Genomic DNA, 21319 nt, shown 5'->3' with positions numbered 1-21319 from the left:
GAGGCCGGACGGCAGAGGTGAAGCGATGAGCCCGATCAGCAAGACTCCCCCCGCCCTGGACGTCGACGCGCTGCTCGACGACCCGCGCACGAAAATCATCGTGTGCTGCGGGTCCGGCGGGGTCGGGAAGACGACCACGGCCGCCGCGCTCGGGGTGCGGGCCGCCGAGCGGGGGCGGGACGTCGTCGTCCTCACCGTGGACCCGGCGCGCCGGCTCGCCCAGTCGATGGGCCTGTCGGAGCTCGACAACAACCCGCGCAAGATCGAGATCGACGGCGACGACGGCGGCGAGCTGCACGCCATGATGCTCGACATGAAGCGCACCTTCGACGAGATCGTCGAGGCGCACGCCGACCCGGACCGGGCGAAGCAGATCCTCGCGAACCCCTTCTACCAGTCGCTGTCGTCCAGCCTGTCGGGCACGCAGGAGTACATGGCGATGGAGAAGCTCGGGCAGCTGCACCGCTCCGGCGCCTGGGACCTCATCATCGTGGACACGCCGCCGTCCCGGAACGCGCTGGACTTCCTGGACGCCCCCGAGCGCATGGGCCGCTTCCTCGACGGCCGCTTCATGAAGATCCTCGCCGCCCCGGCCAAGACCGGCGGCCGCTTCGGGGTCAAGGTGATCAGCGCCGGGTTCGGCATGTTCACCGGGGCGATCAACAAGGTCCTCGGCGTCCAGCTGCTCCGCGACGTGCAGACGTTCGTCGCCGCGTTCGACACGATGTTCGGCGGGTTCCGGGAGCGCGCCGAGAAGACGTTCAAGCTGCTGCAGACCCCCGGGACCGCGTTCCTCGTCGTCGCCGCGCCCGAGCCGGACGCGCTGCGCGAGGCGTCCTACTTCGTCGAGCGGCTCGCCGAGGAGCGGATGCCGCTCGCCGGGCTCGTCGTGAACCGCGTCCACGAGTCCGCGGCGGACGGCCTGTCGGCGGCGCGGAGCCAGGCCGCCGCCGAGACGCTGGAGGAGCGCGGCGAGCACACGCTGACCGCGGCCCTGCTGCGCCTCCACACCGACCGCATGCAGCTGGCCGCCCGTGAGGAGCGCCTCCGCGACCATTTCGCGTCCGCGCACCCGACCGTCCCGGTCACGGCGGTCCCCGCCCAGGCCGAGGACGTCCACGACCTGGAGGGCCTGCGCCAGGTGGGCGAGGACCTCGCCGCCCCCACCGCGACCCCGATAGCCGCCGCCTGACCCCTCTCAGCCCCCGTCCCACCCCCTGGCAGGGATGGGGGCCGAGCCGTCCCGTGGCCTAACGAGCGTTGCTCGGGACGTACAGGCGGATGTCGTCGACGTACGCCTGGCCCTCGTAGTAGTTCAGGTGCGGATCGCCGATGATGAACGAGTCGGGATAGGCCGACCCCTTGGGCCACGTGTGCTTGGTGATGTACGTCCCAGCAGGACCCTTGTGGACGAGCCTGCGGTCGAAGCGGCCGTCGTACTCGCCGGGCGTCTGGTTGTAGTGCCAGATGGGACGGCCGTTCTCCACGAAGTCATGGTGCACGCGCAGCGTCGTCTGCCCGGTGTGGAGGAACGGGCCGCTCATCTCCAGCGTGTAGCCGGTGGAGTCGCGTTCCACGGCGAACCGGTAGGACGCCTTGGGCAGCAGCTGCGGCTGGAGTTCGGCGCTGGTGAGGTGCTGCTTGAAGCGTCCACCGGGCCCGTAGGGCTTGTCCATGGACACGTTCCCGCAGGCCGTCTTGATGTAGTACTCGTTGCTGATGTTGTTGTTGGCGGCCTCCCGGAACATGTCGCCGCGCACGAACAGCGCGTTGATCCCGTTGAAGGTGCCGTCGAACGTCCGGTAGATCTTGCCGGTCCTGGGGTTGCAGGTCCCGGCGTTCTTCCAGCGCTCGTCGTCGCTGTAGTAGCCGTCCATGATGACCTTGCGCCGGTAGTGGATGCCGGGGTTGCCGTGCGGCGCCGGGTTCGCGTAGTCGAGGATCGTCAGGTAGTAGAACCCGTTCTCCTTCGTCACGTCCGGGTACTGGCAGCGTGTCTTGCCGGGCAGCGCGCCCTGGAACGTCCACGGGTACCGGGTCTTGCACGGCTCCCGCGTGTAGCCGTTGTGCCTGCCGTTGTAGTCCCACGTGCCGTGCCGTTTGCCGCCGAAGTCGATGCCCCGCAGCGTCATCTCCACCCGGTAGCGCGGCGGCAGCGGGCGGGTGGGCCGGATCAGCACGCCGGCGTCCCAGCTCGGCTCGGAGATCCGCGCGACCTTCTGCCCGCCCGGGAGGGACGCGTTGGACAGGCCGGGCCGCGAGTCCGGACGGCCGTCGCGGTCCTTGTCGACGGCGGCGACCTCGGCGGTCAGCCACCCGTCCCGGCCGAACGCGACGCGCTTGCGGAACACGTTGAGGGTGTCGAGCTGCTTCTTGAACAGCGGCCCGCTGATCTTCGTCCAGGCGTCACCGTCGTCGTCGAACGCGTCGACGTGCCAGGGGCTGCGCGGCCCCTGCGGGTCCAGGCGCCACGGCTCGCCGTCGACGCGCAGCGGCCGGTCGAAGTTCTCCTGGGCCATCAGGACCCACGGCCCCGTGCGCTCGGACGTGCTTCCGGCGGCGGCCGGCAGCCCGGCGGACAAGGCCGCCATGGCGGTCGCCCCGGTGACCGCCGCGGTGATCCTCCAACGTCCCGTCACAACGTGCCCCCTCGCTCCGGTGAACGGCGGCGCACCGCGTCCGTCCGCGCGGCGCACCCGGACGGACCCTACGATGATCAACGCTCCGAGCTGGGACGATGCGCTCCCGGCCACGGCTTCTTGCCCACCCCTTGACGAACTCCAAGCAGACGCGCGGGCGTCGCCGCTCTCACTGCCCGGAGGCCGGGCCGACGGGCGCGCTCACAACTCGGGGACGGTGACCTTGGCCACCCCGACCTGGGAGGGAATCGCCGGTGCCGTCGCCCCGAGCACGCTGCCAACGACCGTGTTCCAGACGGCATGCAACGGGGCACACGCCCTCATGCGGCGCGGTCGAGCGACGACGCCATTGGCGATACCGCGACGATCAGTACCGGCTTGCACAAAATGACTGCGCAGTCGGTCCGAAAAGGCGAAATCGGCGCGTGATGTGGTGTTCCTGCTTCACTTCGCCGCCCAGAAGAGGCAACTCCGTTGCGAAGCGACAGTGCTGACCAAGCCCATCAGGGACGCGATCGGCAACGGCGCAGGCAGCGCCGCGCATTCGAGCGCAGATGACCACCGGCCGGTGCGCACGCGCAGGCCGACGTGCACTCGACGCGCGGAAAGCCTCCTCCGCGAGCTGATCGCCCTATTGCCGCCGCCCGGCGCACGAAGCAGCGCAGCGGCCGCACGGGAACCCGCACGGAGGCGGCATCTACCGCCGCAGGTGGACGATCAGTGAGAGGGCAGAGCATGTGGCCGCGGCCCGCACCGCGAAAACGGTGCGGGCCCGCGGCCACGCTCTCATTGGACCGTGCCGGTCCTTAGAACCAACCTCTGCCGGACGCCTGGACGGGCCGCTCGCGGCCCGCCGAGGTCAGCTGGCGACGAGCTCCTGCTCGTCCGCCTCGACCGACCGCTCGTACTCTTCCTTCGCGGTCTCCAGCAGATCGCGCCACGACCGCACATCCGGTCGCCGCCGCAGCAGTGCCCTGCGCTCCCGCTCGGTCATCCCGCCCCAGACACCGAACTCGATCCGGTTGTCGAGGGCGTCAGCGAGACACTCCGTGCGCACCGGGCAGCCGCGGCAGATGAGCTTGGCTCGGTTCTGCGCCGCTCCCTGCACGAACAGGGCATCAGGATCCGCGTTACGGCAGGCGGCGCGGGCGGTCCAATCCGTGATCCACATCTTGGCCCCACTCCCCTAGGGTCTGTGTCGATTTGCGCTCCTTGGCCGGACGGGCGCGGACGTCAGGCCGCCAAACGAAAGCCGTGGGGAAGAACTTACGGAAGCGAGGGACGTTTCAACAGCCCCCGATGGGCCCATTCTCGATATAGCCCACCGGGGCCATACCGCCGGAACGGACTAGTTACCTGTAGTTGACGCGCCAGACACAGCGCAGGTTGTCATCATGAGGGCATAACGGACGAACGTCCGGGAGAACCGAGACCGGAACGTGGTGACGCAGGGGACCTGTCCCTAATGCACTGCTCGTCCCGCGTACCCTAGACCACGTGCGCGTTGTGAAAACCGATCGGGTCAAGTCCGCTTCCACGCTGTTCAGGCTGCTCGGGGCCGGGGTGGTGGCGGGTCTCATCGTCGCCCTCATCGCACTGCCGGCCGTCGGCAGCGCGGGGCTCACCGCGCGCGACGCCGCGAACAACTTCGACGACATGGACAGCCAGCTCAAGACGTCGCCGCCGTCCGAGAAGACGGTGATGTACGACGCGAACGGCAAGCCGGTCGCCACGTTCTTCGACAAGTACCGCGAGTCCGTCCGGCTGGACCAGGTCGCCCCGATCATGCGCAAGGCCATGATCGACATCGAGGACTCGCGGTTCTACGAACACGGCGCGCTCGACCTGAAGGGCACCATCCGCGCACTGGCGTCCAACGTCGAGTCCGAGCAGACCCAGGGCGGGTCCACGCTCACGCAGCAGTACGTGAAGAACCTCCTGGTCGACAGTGCCCGCACGCAGGAGGAGTACCAGGAAGCCACTGCGCCCACGGTCGGACGCAAGCTGCGCGAGCTCCGCTTCGCGCTCGACATCGAGCAGCGCATGACCAAGGACCAGATCCTTGAGGGCTACCTGAACATCGCCTACTTCGGTGCGGGCGCGTACGGGGTGCAGGCCGCCGCCAAGCGCTACTTCAGCGTTCCGGCGTCCAAACTGACCCTCGGCCAGGCCGCCCTTCTGGCCGGCATCACGCAGAACCCGACCGCGTACGACCCCATCCGCAACCCGAAGGACGCCCGTCACCGGCGTGACGTCGTCCTCTACCGGATGGCCCAGCTCCAGCACATCACCAAGGCCCAGGCCGACCAAGAGGCCGCCAAGCCCATCCAGCTGAACCGCACCGACCCGGTCGGCGGCTGCCAGTCCAGCAAGGCGCCGTACTTCTGCGAGTACGTGAAGTACGACATGCTCAACATCCTGTCGGAGGGCAAGTACTGGCAGCTCAAGCCCAAGGAGCAGCAGAACGTCGTCAACGAGCTGAACCGGGGCGGCTACACGATCCGCACCACGCTCGACATGCAGGACCAGAACGCCGTCGACAAGACCCTGCGCGGCACCGTCCCGCCCGGCGGCAACCGCGTCGCCGCCCAGGCGATGGTCGAGCCCGGCACCGGCAAGATCAAGGCGATGGGCGTGAGCAAGCGGTTCGGCCCCGGCAAGGGCCGGACGACCATCAACCTCCCCGCCGACGCCCACCACGGCGGCGGCAACGGCGTGTCGGCGGGCTCGACCTTCAAGGTCTTCACGCTCGCCGCCGCCATCGACCAGGGCATCCCGGTCAGCACGACCATCAACTCCCCGCAGACCGTGACGGTCGGCGGGTTCCAGCCGTGCCGCTACACCGGGACGTGGCAGGGCAAGAAGTACGAGAACGACCTCGTCGGCGGCGGCGCGCCCTGGACGGTGTCCAACGCCGGCGACAGCGAGCAGGGCAACTTCAACCTCAAGACCGGCACCTGGCACTCCGTCAACACCTTCTACGCCTTCCTGGAGAAGCGCGTCGGCGTCTGCAACGCCGTGAAGATGGCCGAGAAGTTCGGGATGAAGCAGGGCAACGGCAACGCGCTGCTGCCGACCCCGTCCCAGGTCCTCGGCGTCAACGACGTCGACATGGTGCACCTCGCCGCCGCCTACGCCGGGTTCGCCGCCCGCGGCAAGTACTGCTCGCCCGTCTCCGTCACCGAGGTCGTCGACCCGCAGGGCAAGAAGCTGAAGCTGCCCAAGCAGGACTGCCACCAGGCCCTCGACCCGGACGTCGCCGACAAGGTGAACTCGATCCTCCAGGGCGTCCTCACCAAGGGCACCGCGGCCGGGCTCGGCATCGGCCGCCCCGCCGCCGGCAAGACCGGCACCTGTGAAGAGTTCACCTGCGCCGTGTTCGCCGGCTTCACCCCGAACCTCGCGTCCGCCGTCGCCTACTGGGACTTCCGCGGCCCCTGGCAGTACAAGGTCTACGGCATCTACGGCGCGACCATCCCCGGCCCGCTCTGGCGGACGTCCATGCAGCGGGCGCTCGCCGGCGAGCCCGCCCCCGGCTTCCAGACCCCGTCCCGCGACTTCGGCGACACCACCAGCGTCCCGGACGTCAAGGGCCAGACGGTGGACGCCGCCAGGGCCAAGCTCACCGCGGCCGACCTGAAGGTCCAGGTCGCCTCCGGCTCCGTCGACTCGGACAAGCCACGCGGAACCGTCGTCTCGACGTCACCGGACGCGGGCAGCGAGGTCCCGCCCGGCACCACCGTCATCCTCTACGTGAGCAGCGGCAAGAAGCCCGACTAAAGACCGAGGGCCCGGCGCGACGCCGGGCCCTTCGTCATTCCGCGAGCTGCCGTTTGACCTCGGCCGCGACCCGGCCGCCCTCGGCCCGCCCGGCGACCTTCGGGTTCACGACCTTCATGACCTGCCCCATCGCGCGCGGCCCCGCCGCACCCGTCTCCGCGATGGCGTCCGCGACCAGCGCGGCCAGCTCCGCGTCGCCCAGCTGCGCCGGAAGGTACTCCTCCAGCACCGCGCCCTCGTCCCGCTCCGCCTGCGCCTGCTCGGCGCGCCCCGCGTCGGCGAACGCCGTCGCCGCCTCGCGCCGCTTCTTCGCCTCCCGGCCGAGCACCTTGACGACGTCGTCGTCCGACAGCTCGCGCGACTGCTTGCCGGCGACCTCCTCGGTCTTCACCGCGGTGAGCGCCATGCGCAGCGTGCGCGTGCGCACCTCGTCGCGCGCCTTCATCGCGGACGCGAGATCGGTCTCCAGCTTCTCCTTCAGGGTCATGCCAACATCATGCCCGTCCCGTACCTTCTGCCTCATCAGGATTACCGCGCGGTGCCCATGTCTGAAAGCATGGGACCCTGAGAAGGGAGAGTCGTGCGAAAGATCTACGCCGTGCCCCTGGGCCTCCTGGGCGCGGGAGCCGCGACCTTCGGGTACGCATCGGTGATCGAGCGGAACTGGTTCCGGCTGCGCCGCGTCGACGTGCCCGTGCTGCCGCCGGGCCGCCCCTCGGTGAAGATCCTGCACATCTCCGACGCGCACCTCACCCCCGGCAGGACGCGCCTCATCCACTGGGTCCGCTCACTGGACGCCCTGGAGCCCGACCTCGTCGTCAACACCGGTGACACCCTCTCCCACCGCGACGCCATAGGCCCCTTCCTGGACGCCCTAGGCCCCCTCCTGGACCGCCCAGGCGTCTTCGTGTACGGCTCCAACGACCTGTACTCCCCGGTCCTCAAGAACCCCCTGCGCTACGTCTGGCGGACGAGCAAGTCCGACTACGAGGGCCGCCGCCGCGAACCCGACCTCCCGTACCGCGAGCTCGGCTCGTCCCTCCAGGCCGCCGGCTGGCTCGACCTCAACAACCGCATCGGCCGCCTCAAGGTCGGCGAGCTCGACGTCGAGTTCGGCGGCATCGACGACTCCCACATCGACCGCGCCCGCTACGACAAGATCGCCGGCCCGGTCGACCCGCAGGCGGACGTCCACCTCGGCGTCATGCACAGCCCCGAGCCCCGCAACCTCGACCGCTTCGCCGCCGACGGCTACGACCTCCTCCTCGCCGGCCACACCCACGGCGGCCAGGTCTGCGTCCCCTTCTACGGCGCCCTCGCCACCAACTGCGGCCTCGACCGCCCCCGCGTGAAGGGCCTGCACCGGCACCAGGGCTCCTGGCTGCACGTCTCCGCGGGCCTGGGCACGTCCCCGAAGGCCCCCATGCGCTTCTGCTGCCCCCCAGAGGCGTCCTTGCTGACCCTCGTCCCCCGGACGTGAACTGGAAGACCGCCACCGCCCTCTCCACCCTCTACGACTACGCCGTCCAGAACCGCGCACTCTCCCGCCTCGGTGCACGCATCCTCTGGAACTACGACATAGCCAACCTCCACAGGGCCATATCCACCCAAGACCCAACGGCCCTGACCCTGGACATCCCTTGCGGCGGCGGCATGGCCGTCCGCGGCCCCCGCCACGTGGCCGCCGACCTCTCCGCCACCATGCTCCACCGGGCCCGCCGCAAGACGAACACCCTCGTCCAGACCAACATCTACGCCCTCCCCTTCCACCCCGCCACCTTCGACGCCTGCGTCACCTACAACGGCCTCCACTGCCTGGACGACCCAGCCGCAGCCATAGCCGAACTGACCCGCGTCCTACGCCCAGGCGGCACCCTCAGCGGCACCACCTTGGTCCGAGGCACCAATCGCGCCCCCCTGATCACCGCCTTCCAACGCCTAGGCGTCTTCGGCACCCCGGGCACCACCGAAGACCTCCACACCTGGCTGACCACCGCCGGCCTCAGAGACATAGAACTCACCCCCACCGGCGCAGTGACCGCCTTCACAGCCCGTAAATAGGGACGCAGCACCCCCAGACATCCGCTAAGGTGGACTAGGCGCCGGGAGAACGTACGACTCCCGGGCAGCCACCAACCGGGGTGTAGCGCAGCTTGGCAGCGCGCTTCGTTCGGGACGAAGAGGTCGTGGGTTCAAATCCCGCCACCCCGACACATAACGCCAGGTCAGAGGCCGGTTCTCCCCACAGGAGACCGGCCTCAAGATCTTTTGTCCGTCATTTGTCCGCGAATTCTGCCGCCACCCACGGACACCGTCCGCCCCGGACCAGCACCGAGAGACAACCGCCCCGCCCGCCCAACGTTCAAACGGGGACCATCCGTCCGGCACCCAAACCGGTCGAAAGTTCGCGACGCTGGCGGGCGCCTCCAACACACGCCTCTGGGCGATGTAACCGACCCAACACGGCCACGTCACCCTGGCTGCGGACGAGTCCCTCGACGGGCATAACTCTCTCGAGCTTGTTCCTCTCATCACGGGGGCCGCCATGAGCCCGAGCCTCGGCACGCTCGTACGCTCCGCCCGCGTCGCCCACGGCTGGACGCAACGCGACCTGGCCAACCGCCTCCATTGCTCCCGCTCCACCATCTCCCGCCTGGAGACGGGCGCCCAACCTCTGGACGACGTAACCACTCTCCAACGCCTCGCCGAAGTTCTAGAGATCACCCCGACCGCACTGGGCATCACCGCTACGGTGACGATCCACCCACCCGCGGAGGACGATGTGCGGCGCCGCCAACTGCTGACCGGCCTCGCGGTCACCGCTGCCGCCGCCAGCGCCCCAGCCCGAGCCGCCGTAACGGCAGCGACTGGCCCCGAAGCCGATCCGCGTGAGCACCTACTGGCCCGCATCCGCGATGCGATGCTCGGTACTGGCCGCCCGAGCCACCCCATACAAGCACCCCAACTCCGCCCGGCGCTCAACTCAGCCATCCGTGACTATGACTACTGCCAGTACAGCCGACTCGCGGACGCCCTACCGCGCCTGATCTCCAGCGGGCACTCAGCAGGAGAAGCGGCCAGCTCCGTCCTCGCCGAGACGTACACCCTCGTCACGCGCATCATGATCAAGCTGGACGATCAACTCGGCTGGATCGCCGCCGACAGGGCCCGCACCCTCGCCGCCGCATCCGGCAGCCCCCTGGTGGCCGGCGAAGCAGCACGCAACCTCGCCGTGCTGGCACGCCGCGCAGGCTTGCACACCCAGGCGGCGCAAATCGCACTAGGCATGGCCGAGGACGAGATGCTGCAAGGCCGCGATTTAACCCTCACTGCCGAACGCGGCCTCCTGGTGATGTCGGCCGCGTACACCGCCGCCCACGCCGGCGACCGCTCTGGTATGCGACAGCTGACAGAACAAGCAGCCGCAACCGCCACACAACTCGGCAGAGGCGTGCTCCTGCGCGACCACGGCGGCGGCTTCAGCCCCACCGCAGTCCAACTCCACCTCATCTCCGCCGAGTACGCCGCAGGCGACCCCTCTGCAGCCATCGCAGCCGCCCGAAAACTCACGCCACGGTCTCTACCCACGCTGGAACGCCGAGCCCGCTACTTCACCGACATCGCCCGCGCATACGGAATGTGGGGACGCCGCGACCAGTGCCTACAGGCACTCCTGCACGCGGAACGCGCGGCCCCTCAAGAGACCCACTCCCGCCCCGCCGTCCGCGGCCTGGTGACCAGCCTCCTAGTCTCCGGCCGAACGTCCCCCGAGCTACGAGGCTTGGCCGCCCGCTGCGGCATCCCATAAACCCCGACTCTCGACCGTAAGCCGAACACCCGGCCGAGTCCCAGAGGCTGTGCAGAACATGCACGCCGCGTCCACGACCTGCACGCCGGCCTCCTCGCGTCGCCCCAACCGGCCGACAGTGAAGCCAGACCGCCGAATCCACGGTAGGTCACCGGCTCAAGGAGGCTCATCATGACCATCGGAACCGTCCAGGACATCGGCCGGACGGGCACCAAGCCCAGAGACCCCAAGTCGTTCATCGACCCGCAGGTCTGGGAGCGGCAGATCGCCCTCCTCGTCCGCGACCACCCCTTCGACACCGTGATGGCCGAGCGTCTGTTCGGGCAGGCCGTCGCCTACCTCATCACCGCGATGGAGAAGTGGGGCGAGAACCTGGAGATCGGCTGCGGCCCGCTGGTCGACATCGCCGTCCACGGGTTCATTCTCGACACCCGCAACTACCGCGAGTTCTGCGACCGGCACTTCGGCCGCTTCCTGGAGCACATCCCGGCGATCGAGTTCAAGCACGACGGTTCCGTCGAGCGGACGGCCCACATCATCGAGGCCAACGGGTTCGCGATCGACTGGCCGCTGTGGGAGGCCGACTTCGCCAAGTGCACCCCGTGCTACCCCGGTAGCAACTGCCACTGACCACATCCCACTGAGGGGCCGACGCCGCAGAGGCGTCGGCCCCTCGCTGCATTTTGAAGACGAACAAGCAGTGTTCTTCCCGCTCCGCGGCTACCGTGACACGGGTCCCACCACCCACTCCTCAGGGGCCCGCACCTATGCCGACCAGCGTCAACGACTGCACCAGCTACTGGGATCACTACGCCGAGGGCGTCACCGACGAAGCGCCAGAAGAGGCCCTCAAGAACGCCTTCGGCTGGACGCAGTACCCCAGCCACGGTCCAGGTGACGAACTGCTCGGCGACCCGCTCACCGCCCTAGAACTCGGCTCAGGTCGAGGCGACGCCGTAGCGGCCCTGGCAACCAAGGGCATCACAGCCACCGGGATCGACATCTCCGGGACCCAGTGCCAGCGCGCCAGAAGCCGCTGGGGTCACCTTCCCTCGACCCGCTTCGAACACGCCGACGTCCTCGACTACCTCACCGCCACGGACCAGCACTGGGATGCCATCTACTCCATCTGGGGCGCGGTCTGGTTCACCAACCCAGACGACCTGCTACCCCTCATCCACGACCGCCTGAACCCCGGCGGCAAGCTGGTCTTCTCCCACGCCCCTGCCGTCCCCGGCTCCTACGGCGTCCAAGGCATCTACGGCGCCGGCTTCACCGGCCCCGAAGTCTGGCTCTACCGCTGGTCCTACGAACCAGACGACTGGGCAACCATCCTCCAAACGCATGGCTTCACGAAGACTAAATCTCACATAGAGGCAGCCCCCACTCCAAAACACCTCGGCACCCTTATAACGCAAGGACACCGACTTTAAATTTCATGTTCAAAACCAAACAACCAGCTCTTAAACTCGACCAAAAACGAGGGAGGCTTACCTTGAGGCATCAGTTGCACCAACAACCAAGAATACACCCTCCGTGCCATGTCATCATTGGGATCACCGACCCAACCGCCACATAAATAGCCCGACCCGATCACTACGCCACACACAGAGGTAGCATTCCCGTGCACCCATTCCCGTGCACCCCATTAACGTCAACGGGCACGGCGCCCGACGGACACCTCTAGGCAAACGAGCACTCCTTTAGCGAAAAAGGAATTCAATCCCTACTTCAGCGCCAGTGCTGTACCGTCATTGAGCCTTTTCCACCTTGATTGTGCTGGTCACAAGGTGGTTGCGGTGGGCTGAGGTGGCCGGTGACGCGGCGAGGCCCCTGGTAGATGCGAAGTCGACCAAGACAACCGCACTGCCAGGAGCCTCTGGTGTTGTTCTATCGCGCTGCGCTGGATCTGTCGCCCGCTACCCGTACCTTCGTGGCCGAGCTGATCGACGGCCATCGCGACCGGATCGGCTCGCGCTGGCGAGCGCTGCCGTCCGGCAGCCAGGCGCTGCTGGTGCTGGTGCATCTACGCTGCAACGAGACCTTCGCCCGCCTGGCCGCCGCGTTCGGCGTCGGCATCGCCACCGCGCACCGCTACGTCACCGAGGTCATCGCCCTGCTGGCCGACCTGGCCCCCGACCTGCGGGAGGCGATGCGGATCTGCCAGCGCAAGGCCTACGTCGTCCTGGACGGCACCCTGGCGCCGATCGACCGGCTATCGGGGGCGGGCGACCGGTTGTACTACAGCGGCAAGCACCACCGGCATGGGGTGAACATCCAGTTCCCGACCGACCCGCACGGCCGGCTGATCTGGGCCTCGCCCGCGCTGCCGGGCTCGACGCACGACCTGACCGCGGCCCGCGCGCACGGCATCATCGACGCGCTCACCAGCCGCGCGATCGCCTGCTACGCCGACAAGGGATACATCGGAGCGGGCGGCGCGATCGGAACCCCCTTCAAACGCAGAAAGCGCCGCAATCTCGGCAAACGCAAGAAGCTGTTCAACCGGCACCACGCCCAGGTCCGCGCGCTCGGCGAACAGGGCGCCGCCACCCTCAAAGGCTGGCACATCCTGCGAAAGGCCCGATCCTCACCCAGCCGAATGACCGCCATCCTCCAAGCCATCCTCACCCTGCACCACCAGGGCGAATGAGGGTGGAATTAGCTCATTTTTCACGTGCGTGACAGCGTTGCCCGTCATGCACGACCCATGTGCAAATCGCCCTGTATACGCGTGGGCAGGACAGATAACATACACCCAATGTGGCCGCCACTGATTCATCTCTCGTCATGAAATTGGACAGTCGGATCACGGTCACTCGACATCACCTTAAATGGGTCAGATCATCAGGCAACCAGCTGCGCCCCGTTTCAGCCAGGGGATCGGCGGCGCGCCACTCGCAGAGTCGGACCACGAGGCTGTCGATCTTTTTCCTGACACCGGTTTCTGTCACCCCTAGACGACGAAGAGCCCCACCACCACGGAAAGCATCCAAGTCAAGAACTTCGATCGTATTTGTCACTGCATCATAAACATGCTGCAGCGCATCGGAAAGAAGCAATCCATCGAGATCAGCATGCACAGGCTTGCCGTTTCTAACAAGTGGGATTTGGGCTCCTCGCGCCCGGTAAGGACTGTTCGGCAGAAGTATCCGCGCGATACTTCTAGGGTGACCACCTAGGTGGCAGTGATAGGCGTATTCTTTCTCGCTCGATCCAGCCTTCCCGCGCATCCTTGTGGGCGTGAAGTCGGCAGCCTTGCGCATCTTCTCGTCGTCGGCGGTCATCCAGAAGACGGCACGAGAGGGGTTCCGCCCCAGATAATGGATCAGGTCGTTGCACTCCAGTAGCTGCCGTGCCGCCGCCGCAGCGGTGTAGTAGTGGCGCTCACTGAGCGCGCGCAAGATTCCACGAGACAAGTCACCGCAGATCTGAACGGCAGTCCCCACGGCAAGCTTCGCCTGGTCGCCGGTTTGTTGAGCATGATGCGCCATCACGTATCCCGCAGTGACAATGAAGCCTGCACTCTCTTCTAGCAGCGCAGTGCGAAGTTCGTTAGTGTAAGTTCCTTGGTCTGGTGTCGGCATGAGAACCTCGAAATCTCGCTTCTGGATGCACTAGCGGGGACCGTTCGCTACCCTTGGGACTACGGGCGATTCGTATGTTCCCTGCTGCGAAGTCTTCGGTTCTGTCCACGGTAGTTCGGCGCGGAGGATGGCGTAACCCTTACGCGTCAACTGGAGGAGCCACGCCGGCTGTCGGCGGACTGAGGGCCGCTGGCAGAAGGGTGGTCTCGATGACCGGTATGAGTCTGTCCGAGATCGTAGGCCGAGGTCCTGTGGTTGCCGTGGGCTCAGTGGTCTTTGTCTACGTCGTCTGCTACCTGGTGACGGTCATGGTTGCCCTACTACACCCTGACCCTGTGCGACGGGCTGATGCCCGAAAGGTGTTGAACGCCCTGTCGTCCAGCCGGATCGGGCGCCGCCGGTAGCCGACTGGGCTCCGGATGGACTACATCCGGAGCCCAGCTGCTTCATCACCTGCTTTGACAGGTGCTCTTGGGCTCGACTGTCGCAGGTCTCGCACAGTGCTGGACTCAGCCGTCCACGCCTAAAGATCGCGGCCACACCGCACTGGAGCAAGCAAGCGTGTACAAGGAGGCAGCGTGCAAGGTTAAAGGCTGTCCTCGCTGGAGACGAGGCGTTGGAGGTCGGTGGTGACTACTCGGTAGGTGGTGCCTATGCGGATGACCTTGCAGGGGAAGCGGTTCTCGCGGGCGAGTTGGTAGGCGCGAGTTCGGCCGAGGCCGAGGGCGCGGGCGGCGGTCTCGATGGTGGTTGTGGTGGGGAGGGCAGCGAGTTCCTCGCGGGTCATGGGTTCCATGCTCAGGCCTCCGGGAGGTTCGTGCGGCGGGGGAAGTGGATGGGGCTGTGTCGTTCGCCGGCCGGAGGCGGTGCGAGGAGCGTTGGGTCGGTGATTGGTCTGGGGAAATCGTTCGCCGCTGCTGCTACGCCGGCGTCGTCGTCCTTATGTGTCCCGCGTCTCCTCGTCGGGGACGCCTCGCGTCCGCGGGTGGGGCGAGAGTGGACGGCGTTGATGGTGGATTGAGCTTCGCTGAGGGTCGCGCAGAGGGCTTGAGTGTGGCGCCTTGCGTCGGCCAAGGCTTGGCCGTGGCGGCTCAGGACGTCGGTGAGGTCTTCGCCGTCGTCGTGGCCGAGGCGGTCGGCTTGAAGTTCGCGCAGGAAGAAGCGGTTGATCTGGTCGAGGAGCTGCTCTAGACCGTAGCTGGCTGCGCTTAGGTTGCCGAGGACGGTGTACGCGGTGGAGGGGAGGGTGAGGCTCGGTGGGCCAGCCGTGGCGTAGTTGAGCTGGCGGACGTGTTCATACAAGTTGACCGCTAGCTGAGCGGTCTCGTCGTCGTTACCAGCGGCACCAGGAGCCGGCGTGTAGTCGGTCATGTAGGCATGTCCTTGTGGGTGCGGGTCTCGCGTGGGAACTGTGGTCGGTCATGGCTTCGCCTCTCTTGTGTGGTGGGGACGAGGTAGTGCAGGTTCGTCCTTCCGAACACTGCACCAGTGCATTACTTGCGCAACGTTAGCATTGTTTGCGCTCCGTTAGTATGTGGCTGCTCCGATCATTACGCCACGACCCCGCGCGGCGTGGCGTGGCATGGGAGTCTCGCTGGTCGAGCTACCGCGATGGGCCGCGGCGGCGGTGCGGGCCGGGTTGCGGAGGTGCGGCTCTGGTGGATTGGTACGGGCTCTCTGTCAGATGGTGGCTGAGGGGGACGGGGAACGCGGCGGCCGCGAGTCGTGCAGCGTTGTGCTCCGCAGTGAGGTGCGCTGGCATCCGAGGCAACGTCGGGGATGGCGGTCGTGGATCTGGCCGGCCGAGTCTGGTGAGTTGCGCAGCAGCTTTGCGGGCGGCTGCTGCTTGTGCGGCACGTTGCTGGAGCTGCCTGGACTCTGCGATCGCCTCGATCAGGGCGGCGAGTTGCAGGATGAGATGGGAGAGGACGCTCACAAGGTCCGGACGGTGACCGCGTCGTCCTCGGATTTCGGAGTAAGCCAGGGTTCGGGCGACCGTGCGAAGGTTCGCGCCGTAGGGCGTCGGTGGTGGCTGGTATCCGTAGGGTTCGCGAGCCGCGCGATCGTAGAAGTCGGCAGTGCGTGCGAGTTCTCTGTTGCCTGTGATTGCTGCGGTCACGTGTAGGACGTCGGAGGTCGCGGCGGCCACGTCAGCGCGGACCGCCGGGTCCTGGATGTGGCGCATCTGCCAGGTGGCAGTGGCGGCGGCTCGGGCGGCCTGCTGGTAGGCCGCAGATCGTTCCTGGTGAGTCAGCTCGATGCTGCGGCTAAAGGCGCGCCGGTCAAAGGGGATACTTCCGTGTGGAGCTGACCAACGGTGGCGGAGTTTGGGGAGGGTGAGGTTGGCGGCAAGCCTTCCTCCGGAGAACCAGACCGGTTGGCCTTCTTGATTGGTGTGGTGGGGAAGCGCGACCGCGTAACCGGTCATCTCTCCGGGAGTGCGGGCGCTCTCACGGGTCTTCACCAGCACCCCAGCATCTTCGAGGGCCGCGAAGAAGTCGTCCTCGGTTTCGGCTCCAGCGGCTGCGGTGGCTACGTGCCGGCGAAGGGTGGTACGAGGAGGCTCCGGCCAGTTCTTGCGATGGGCGAGTTCTGTCTCGGCTCGGGTCGGTCGAGGTGCGGCTGTGCGGTCGGCGGGCGCGGTTCGGGTGAGGCCGTAGCGTTCCTCGACGATGTGGCAGGCGTTGGCGACCTTGAAGTAGTCGCGGTGGACGTTGGGGTTGCGTCCGTCCTCGCGGGCCAGGACGACAGCGAGGTGGATGTGGTCGTCGGCGTGCCGTACTGCGATCCAGCGGCATGCCTGGTCGTCACCTCTGGGGGCGAATCCGGTCTGGTGCATCACCTCTTCGGCGATGTCGGCCCATTCATCGTCCGACAAGGTTCGGTCCTCTGGGGCTGCTCGGATCGAGCACTGCCAGATCGGCAACGCCAGGGGTGTGTGCCGGAGGGTGTCGAGTGGGGATGTCAGGACACCGACCAGGTGGCGGAAGTCCCGATCGCCTCTCGCGTCGAGGCCAGGTTCCAGGGCCATAGGGAGTCGGAAACCCGCGACGATGTGGGGATCGATGTGCTCGTTGCGGCGGCCAGGGCCGTAGAGGTAGGACAGCAGCCTTGCGATGCCCTGGCCGCGGGTGACTTTGCCGATCAACGTAGGAGCCGACCGATCTCGACGGACGAAGCGTCCACTCTGCGGAGGACGTTCTCCAGATACGACAATGCAGCAGGCAGTTCGTCGGGCACCTGTCCCGTCGCGTTCGCGATGCGTGCCAGCTGATTGAGGTTGACGCCGATTCGATTCAACTGTCGCGCGATGCTACGCAGTTCTTCGCAGATTCCCGCGGTCGGCTGGTGTCCGAATTTGTGCTGCCGAGCGGCTGCCTGGACGGTGTGGACGATGAATGTTCCGTAGGCAGCTCCTGCCCGTTGGGCTGCCGCGCGGATTTCCGTGTACTCCTGGTCGCTGACTCGGAACCTCATCTCCCGATCCCGCCGGCGTCCTCCGCCAAGCTGGGAACGTCGCTGCAGTTTGCGTGGCTGGTTGACCTGTTCGTCGCTCGTCGCTCCACCTCCGATCGACTCGTCCTGGACCGCGCCCGGTCCCGCACCCACAGGAAGTGTGTGCGGCGGATTCCCGCGAATCCGCAACGTGTCGCGACACGGTCCTACCTTGCAGCCTCTAAGCAGTGCGGCAGCCAAACGCAACCAGCACGTAACCCTCAATTCTTTATGCTGTCGCGGCGGGTTGAGGCGTGCCGCCGAGTTATGAATGATTCAGCTCTCCGAGAGGCCGTCAGCAGACTATCCCTCTCGACCGTAAAGCGTCGCACAACTCGCCAATGCTCGTCGCATAGGGCTGAGTCTCAGCTATTGAGCAAGAGGACAGCGGCATCAGTTGGCCAGGCCGGCCGTCGTGCTTCGAGAGCAGAAACCGCTTTCGGTCGCCTGGACACCGGACAGCGGTCCAAGGGCGCTACAGCACAGGCCACCTGCTGGACAGTCAGCAACCAATGAGTCGACTCATCGATTCTCGTCGCCTGCCGGGAGCCAGGGGACCTACTGGGAATTCTTACCAAATCGGGCATATCATGACCGCATGGATCTGCAGGTGATCACACACGAAGCCGTCCTCCACGCGATCGCCGAGTGTGACGAGCTTGGACGTCACCGTTTCCTAGACCGCTACGGTTTCGACCCAGCCCGCCAGTACTTCCTCTACCACGATGGCGTCTACTACGACTCCAAGGCCATAGTGGGGGTGGCGTACCGTCACGTGACAGGTCGACCACTGACCGCTGGTCAGTTCTCCGGCGGTCGTCAGACAGTCGTCCGGCTCCTCACACGCCTGGGCTTCGAGGTGGTCGACGATGAGCCGATTTCACCTCGACGGCGCCTGATTGAGATCCTTGAGACGCTACGGATCGCCAGCACCGCTGATGGACCCGCCCGACATCAGCCGATTACCCTCCTCTGGGCGTTCGGAAGGGCGGCACACCGCCGTCCGCGCCTTGCGCCCTGGCGAGATGCCCATACCGAGCTTCGCCACCTAATGCGCGAGTACGGTCAGCCGAGTTCAAGGCCGACCCCTGAGTTTCCCATCGTCGCACTGGCACATACAGCGCTATGGGAGTTGCCGGGACATGTTGGACCCATCCCAGCCGCACACGGTAAACCGATCAGCTGGCTTGAAGAACAAGATCCCTACTGCGGCCTCATGGCTTGGGTATATGAACTCATTGCGTCTAGCGAATCGGCCCGGACAGAAGCCGTCACGACACTTGGCACGCGCTTTTTTGAAGGTGCTCCTCCAGAGGAGTTCATGATGCAAGTCGGCCTGCACCGAGAACGCGCTGACGTATCACCCTCTACTGGATCGGCTCAATTAGAAGTCTATCTGCGTCTCTGTCGGGGTGTAGAGGCCGCCGAAGCACGTGGCGACCACGACCGCACTTCAACCACTGCCCGTAAGCAGCCTGTACGCTCCGCGGCCGCCACCAAGGCCGTGCTGATCCGAAGCGGCGGTCAATGCGAGAACCCACTGTGCACCGGTCAGCCCAATGACGTGACCAAGAAGGGTGACCCAATTCTTGAAGTAGATCACGTCCAGGATCGCGCCATCTGGGGGCGCGACCACCCTATTCAGATGGTCGCTCTCTGCCCAAATTGCCACGCCATCAAGACAAGAGGTCGAACGGGCGAGCAGCTCAGAGAAATCCTCGCCTCGGAGGCTCGGGCGAGACACACGGTTTGGGTAGCCCAAGCCTGATTGCCGCATGCAGACCAGCGCGCCCTTGGAGCGCCGGCTGCCCGCCGCAGCGTTCGCATGCCTCCTGAAGCGCGCCAGGCGCCCTCGGGTGCCGAAAGTACACTCTGGGCGAATCAGGGTGAGGCTGCTGCGGCGCGTTCACGAAGGTCAGCCAGCGTGACGGGTTCGTCTTCGTCGTCCAGGTGGGCCTGCCAGTACTCCCATCCGGAGCCTGCTTCTGCATGGTCCTCGCGGGCTGCTCGATCAACGGTCTCGCAGAGGTGCTCGCCTACCTGGATGTATCCGTCCTCGATGACTTCCGCTATCGTCGGGCGGTCTGAATCGACCGGGGTCAGCAGAGTCCCGGGAGGAAGGGTTCCGGAGTTCACCAGGTGCTCGAAGGTCGGAAGCGTCACCGCGACCGGCATGGTTTCAAGTACGCTCTCGAGCTGAGTGAAGCTGGGCTCGTAGTTCGGGTCCGTGAGCCGTTTGAAGCCCTCGTGTACGACGTTGGCCATCAATCGGCGGCGCTGCTGGAGAAACTCCTCATAGCCGAGGTTAAACCAGTTGTCAGGCAGGGCGTGCCAGCCTTCTTGTCTCTTTCGACGGGCAGTCTCGATGTTCTTCTCGGCGACTTCTTGCGGCCAGTACACGTTCGGCGGCTGGTTGGAGATGGCGATGTTGTCCGACCATTCCACAAGCGCATAGTTGCCGACCTGGTTGATCTTTCGCGTGTCCTTCACTCCGAGCGCGCTCTTGAGGTAGTCGCGAGGGAACAGATGATGTTTCTCAATGCCCTTGACGGAAGCGTGAGCAGGATTGATCCAGTCCTTCACCTTGGACGTGGCGAGAAGGACGTCGGCATCGAGGATGTTGAGCGCTGCTACGTAGCCGGCGAAAGCGGGGGCGTTCACGGACGAGGTGTCGAGGTTCTCGGGGAGAGTGACACGCCACCAGTCCTCTGGGACGGCGGCATCGATCTGGTTGTTCAAGACCTTAACGAACGCGGCGGCGGCCGGTTGCAGACCGTCAAGACGGTTGAGGTCCTCCTGCATCCGTGTCTCAGGCGAGTTCGTGTATCGACCGGTGAGCTGCGACATGAAGAACCAGCGCGCCATCACTTCGCGCAGTTCGTCCACTGGCACCCCGAAGTCGATGCGCCCGACGAGCCACAGCGCGTAGGAGTACAGGATTGTGTTCACCGAGGTGATCATCGCTCTGGAGCGGAAGCCGGCTCTCTCCAGGACCCTGAGGAACTCGTCCCAGTGCACAGGCTTGATCGCATGCCCCTGCCCCGTCTGGAGGCGGGAGAGTTCCTTCTCGCGTCGTTCCGGATGGATGAGACGAGTACGCGGGTCCCGGCCACGCAGGACGTTGTAAGCGTCTTGCAGTTTGGCGCGCCGCAGCCCTACGGCGATCGCTACTCGTAGGACCTGTCCCGGGTCGAAGGCCAGGTATGGATTTTTCGGGGTCCAGACGGTCTTTTCGTTGAGAATGGAGGTGACTTCATTCGGAGTGAAACGCGAGTTCCGCGCCCAGGTGTCAAGCTCCCTGCGGCCTTCTTCCCAGAACACACTCATCCAGGTGAGGATGAAGTCCGCCGAGGACAGATTCACACCTTCGGAGTTCGTACGGACGAAGATGTCGGCGACGGTCTCGCGGGACACGTCCTCCTTGATCTGAACGACTTGGAAGGCGTAGGAGCGGAGGCCAGCTACCTGCTGAATCGCGATCTCGACCTGGCGTTCGATATCCGAGTCCACGGTGCGAGCCGAGTCATTGCGGAGATTACGCAGATAACGATGCCTCGCCTCGATGGCATCCGCGAAGACGCCCACGATGTCGTTAATCCATTCTGGTGACCTTCTGGTGGAACTGTTAGGAACCTCGAACCGCTCTGTGAGAGGATTGAAGGCGAGCTTGACAGCCTCACGGGAGTAGTCCTCCCGCCACACCTCGGCCCCCTTGATGACGGCATAGAGGCTGGTGAGTCGTTGTTGCCCATCGACCACCTGCATGGAAACGGCCTGGGTCTTCAAGGCAGCGCCGATCGCCTTCGTGTTGGCGGGATCCTTACTCGCCCAAAACATCAACTCCCCAACAGGGTAGCCCCGGTACATGGAGTCGATCAGGTCCCGGATCTTCGCGTTCGGCCACACGAAGGGGCGCTGGATGTCCGGCAGGCGGATCGTGCCCATGTCGACTCCGGAGACGAGGTCATCCACCGTCCACGGATGATGTCCGAATGTAGAAACCATCATCA

General features: G+C 66.0%; 18 protein-coding genes and 1 tRNA gene. 10 read left to right on the top strand and 9 right to left on the bottom strand.

The features are described 5' to 3' along the window. The first annotated feature begins 25 nt into the window (after nt 1-25). Nucleotides 26-1192, top strand: a complete 1167-nt coding sequence (locus tag ACGFI1_RS25055; RefSeq protein WP_392788388.1) for an ArsA family ATPase — start codon at nt 26-28, stop codon at nt 1190-1192. Between the two features lie 58 nt (nt 1193-1250). On the opposite strand, the gene ACGFI1_RS25050 is transcribed toward ACGFI1_RS25055, so the two are convergent. After that, complete coding sequence (locus ACGFI1_RS25050) at nt 1251-2639, bottom strand: hypothetical protein (RefSeq protein ID WP_392788386.1); 1389 nt, start codon at nt 2637-2639, stop codon at nt 1251-1253. A gap of 859 nt (nt 2640-3498) precedes the next feature. Next, entirely contained in the window at nt 3499-3810 is a 312-nt protein-coding gene (locus ACGFI1_RS25045; RefSeq protein WP_089329881.1) for a WhiB family transcriptional regulator, read from the bottom strand. A gap of 326 nt (nt 3811-4136) precedes the next feature. Between ACGFI1_RS25045 and ACGFI1_RS25040 the strand changes: the two genes are divergently transcribed. Continuing rightward, complete coding sequence (locus tag ACGFI1_RS25040) at nt 4137-6419, top strand: penicillin-binding protein (RefSeq protein ID WP_138641247.1); 2283 nt, start codon at nt 4137-4139, stop codon at nt 6417-6419. 34 nt (nt 6420-6453) lie between these two features. Here ACGFI1_RS25040 and ACGFI1_RS25035 read toward each other — a convergent pair whose 3' ends face one another. Continuing rightward, nucleotides 6454-6906, bottom strand: a complete 453-nt coding sequence (locus ACGFI1_RS25035) for a GatB/YqeY domain-containing protein (RefSeq protein ID WP_138641248.1) — start codon at nt 6904-6906, stop codon at nt 6454-6456. A gap of 93 nt (nt 6907-6999) precedes the next feature. Between ACGFI1_RS25035 and ACGFI1_RS25030 the strand changes: the two genes are divergently transcribed. The 7 genes from ACGFI1_RS25030 (at nt 7000) to ACGFI1_RS25000 (ending at nt 12880) form a co-directional block, all read left to right on the top strand. Then, nucleotides 7000-7899, top strand: coding sequence for a metallophosphoesterase (locus tag ACGFI1_RS25030; RefSeq protein WP_301173884.1), 900 nt, complete (start codon nt 7000-7002; stop codon nt 7897-7899). After that, on the top strand, nt 7896-8480 hold the full coding sequence (locus ACGFI1_RS25025) for a class I SAM-dependent methyltransferase (RefSeq protein WP_392788383.1): 585 nt from the start codon (nt 7896-7898) through the stop codon (nt 8478-8480). Before ACGFI1_RS25030 ends, ACGFI1_RS25025 begins: the two co-directional genes overlap by 4 nt. Before the next feature lie 76 nt (nt 8481-8556). Further along, a tRNA-Pro gene (locus tag ACGFI1_RS25020) sits at nt 8557-8630 on the top strand. 334 nt (nt 8631-8964) lie between these two features. Next, complete coding sequence (locus ACGFI1_RS25015; RefSeq protein WP_392788381.1) at nt 8965-10227, top strand: helix-turn-helix transcriptional regulator; 1263 nt, start codon at nt 8965-8967, stop codon at nt 10225-10227. Nucleotides 10228-10398: 171 nt separating this feature from the next. Further along, on the top strand, nt 10399-10857 hold the full coding sequence (locus ACGFI1_RS25010) for a glycine-rich domain-containing protein (RefSeq protein ID WP_392788378.1): 459 nt from the start codon (nt 10399-10401) through the stop codon (nt 10855-10857). A 137-nt stretch (nt 10858-10994) separates the two neighbouring features. Next, nucleotides 10995-11660, top strand: coding sequence for a class I SAM-dependent methyltransferase (locus ACGFI1_RS25005; protein WP_392788377.1), 666 nt, complete (start codon nt 10995-10997; stop codon nt 11658-11660). Nucleotides 11661-12109: 449 nt separating this feature from the next. Next, entirely contained in the window at nt 12110-12880 is a 771-nt protein-coding gene (locus tag ACGFI1_RS25000; protein ID WP_392788374.1) for a transposase family protein, read from the top strand. Between the two features lie 172 nt (nt 12881-13052). Here ACGFI1_RS25000 and ACGFI1_RS24995 read toward each other — a convergent pair whose 3' ends face one another. From ACGFI1_RS24995 to ACGFI1_RS24975, 5 genes are all read right to left on the bottom strand, one after another. Then, complete coding sequence (locus ACGFI1_RS24995) at nt 13053-13814, bottom strand: hypothetical protein (protein ID WP_392788371.1); 762 nt, start codon at nt 13812-13814, stop codon at nt 13053-13055. A 586-nt stretch (nt 13815-14400) separates the two neighbouring features. Then, nucleotides 14401-14601, bottom strand: coding sequence for a helix-turn-helix domain-containing protein (locus ACGFI1_RS24990; protein WP_392788369.1), 201 nt, complete (start codon nt 14599-14601; stop codon nt 14401-14403). An 11-nt stretch (nt 14602-14612) separates the two neighbouring features. Then, on the bottom strand, nt 14613-15185 hold the full coding sequence (locus ACGFI1_RS24985; RefSeq protein ID WP_392788366.1) for a hypothetical protein: 573 nt from the start codon (nt 15183-15185) through the stop codon (nt 14613-14615). Nucleotides 15186-15417: 232 nt separating this feature from the next. Beyond that, nucleotides 15418-16962 carry a relaxase/mobilization nuclease domain-containing protein gene (locus tag ACGFI1_RS24980; RefSeq protein ID WP_392788365.1) on the bottom strand — a complete coding sequence of 515 codons (1545 nt, stop codon included), beginning with the start codon at nt 16960-16962 and terminating at the stop codon, nt 15418-15420. After that, nucleotides 16959-17423, bottom strand: a complete 465-nt coding sequence (locus ACGFI1_RS24975; RefSeq protein WP_392788362.1) for a MobC family plasmid mobilization relaxosome protein — start codon at nt 17421-17423, stop codon at nt 16959-16961. The genes ACGFI1_RS24980 and ACGFI1_RS24975 overlap by 4 nt, the downstream gene beginning before the upstream one ends. A 484-nt stretch (nt 17424-17907) precedes the next feature. Between ACGFI1_RS24975 and ACGFI1_RS24970 the strand changes: the two genes are divergently transcribed. Next, nucleotides 17908-19077 (top strand): hypothetical protein, encoded by a 1170-nt coding sequence (locus ACGFI1_RS24970; RefSeq protein ID WP_392788360.1) that lies wholly within the window; start codon nt 17908-17910, stop codon nt 19075-19077. Between the two features lie 113 nt (nt 19078-19190). Here ACGFI1_RS24970 and ACGFI1_RS24965 read toward each other — a convergent pair whose 3' ends face one another. Further along, nucleotides 19191-21317 carry a GmrSD restriction endonuclease domain-containing protein gene (locus ACGFI1_RS24965; RefSeq protein ID WP_392789057.1) on the bottom strand — a complete coding sequence of 709 codons (2127 nt, stop codon included), beginning with the start codon at nt 21315-21317 and terminating at the stop codon, nt 19191-19193. Nucleotides 21318-21319: the final 2 nt, after the last annotated feature.

This window comes from Actinomadura geliboluensis (genome assembly GCF_043197915.1).
Taxonomy (GTDB): Bacteria; Actinomycetota; Actinomycetes; order Streptosporangiales; family Streptosporangiaceae; genus Spirillospora; species Spirillospora geliboluensis.
The sequence above is the reverse complement of the archived record's forward strand: the minus strand, read 5'-3'. Positions and strand labels throughout refer to the sequence as shown.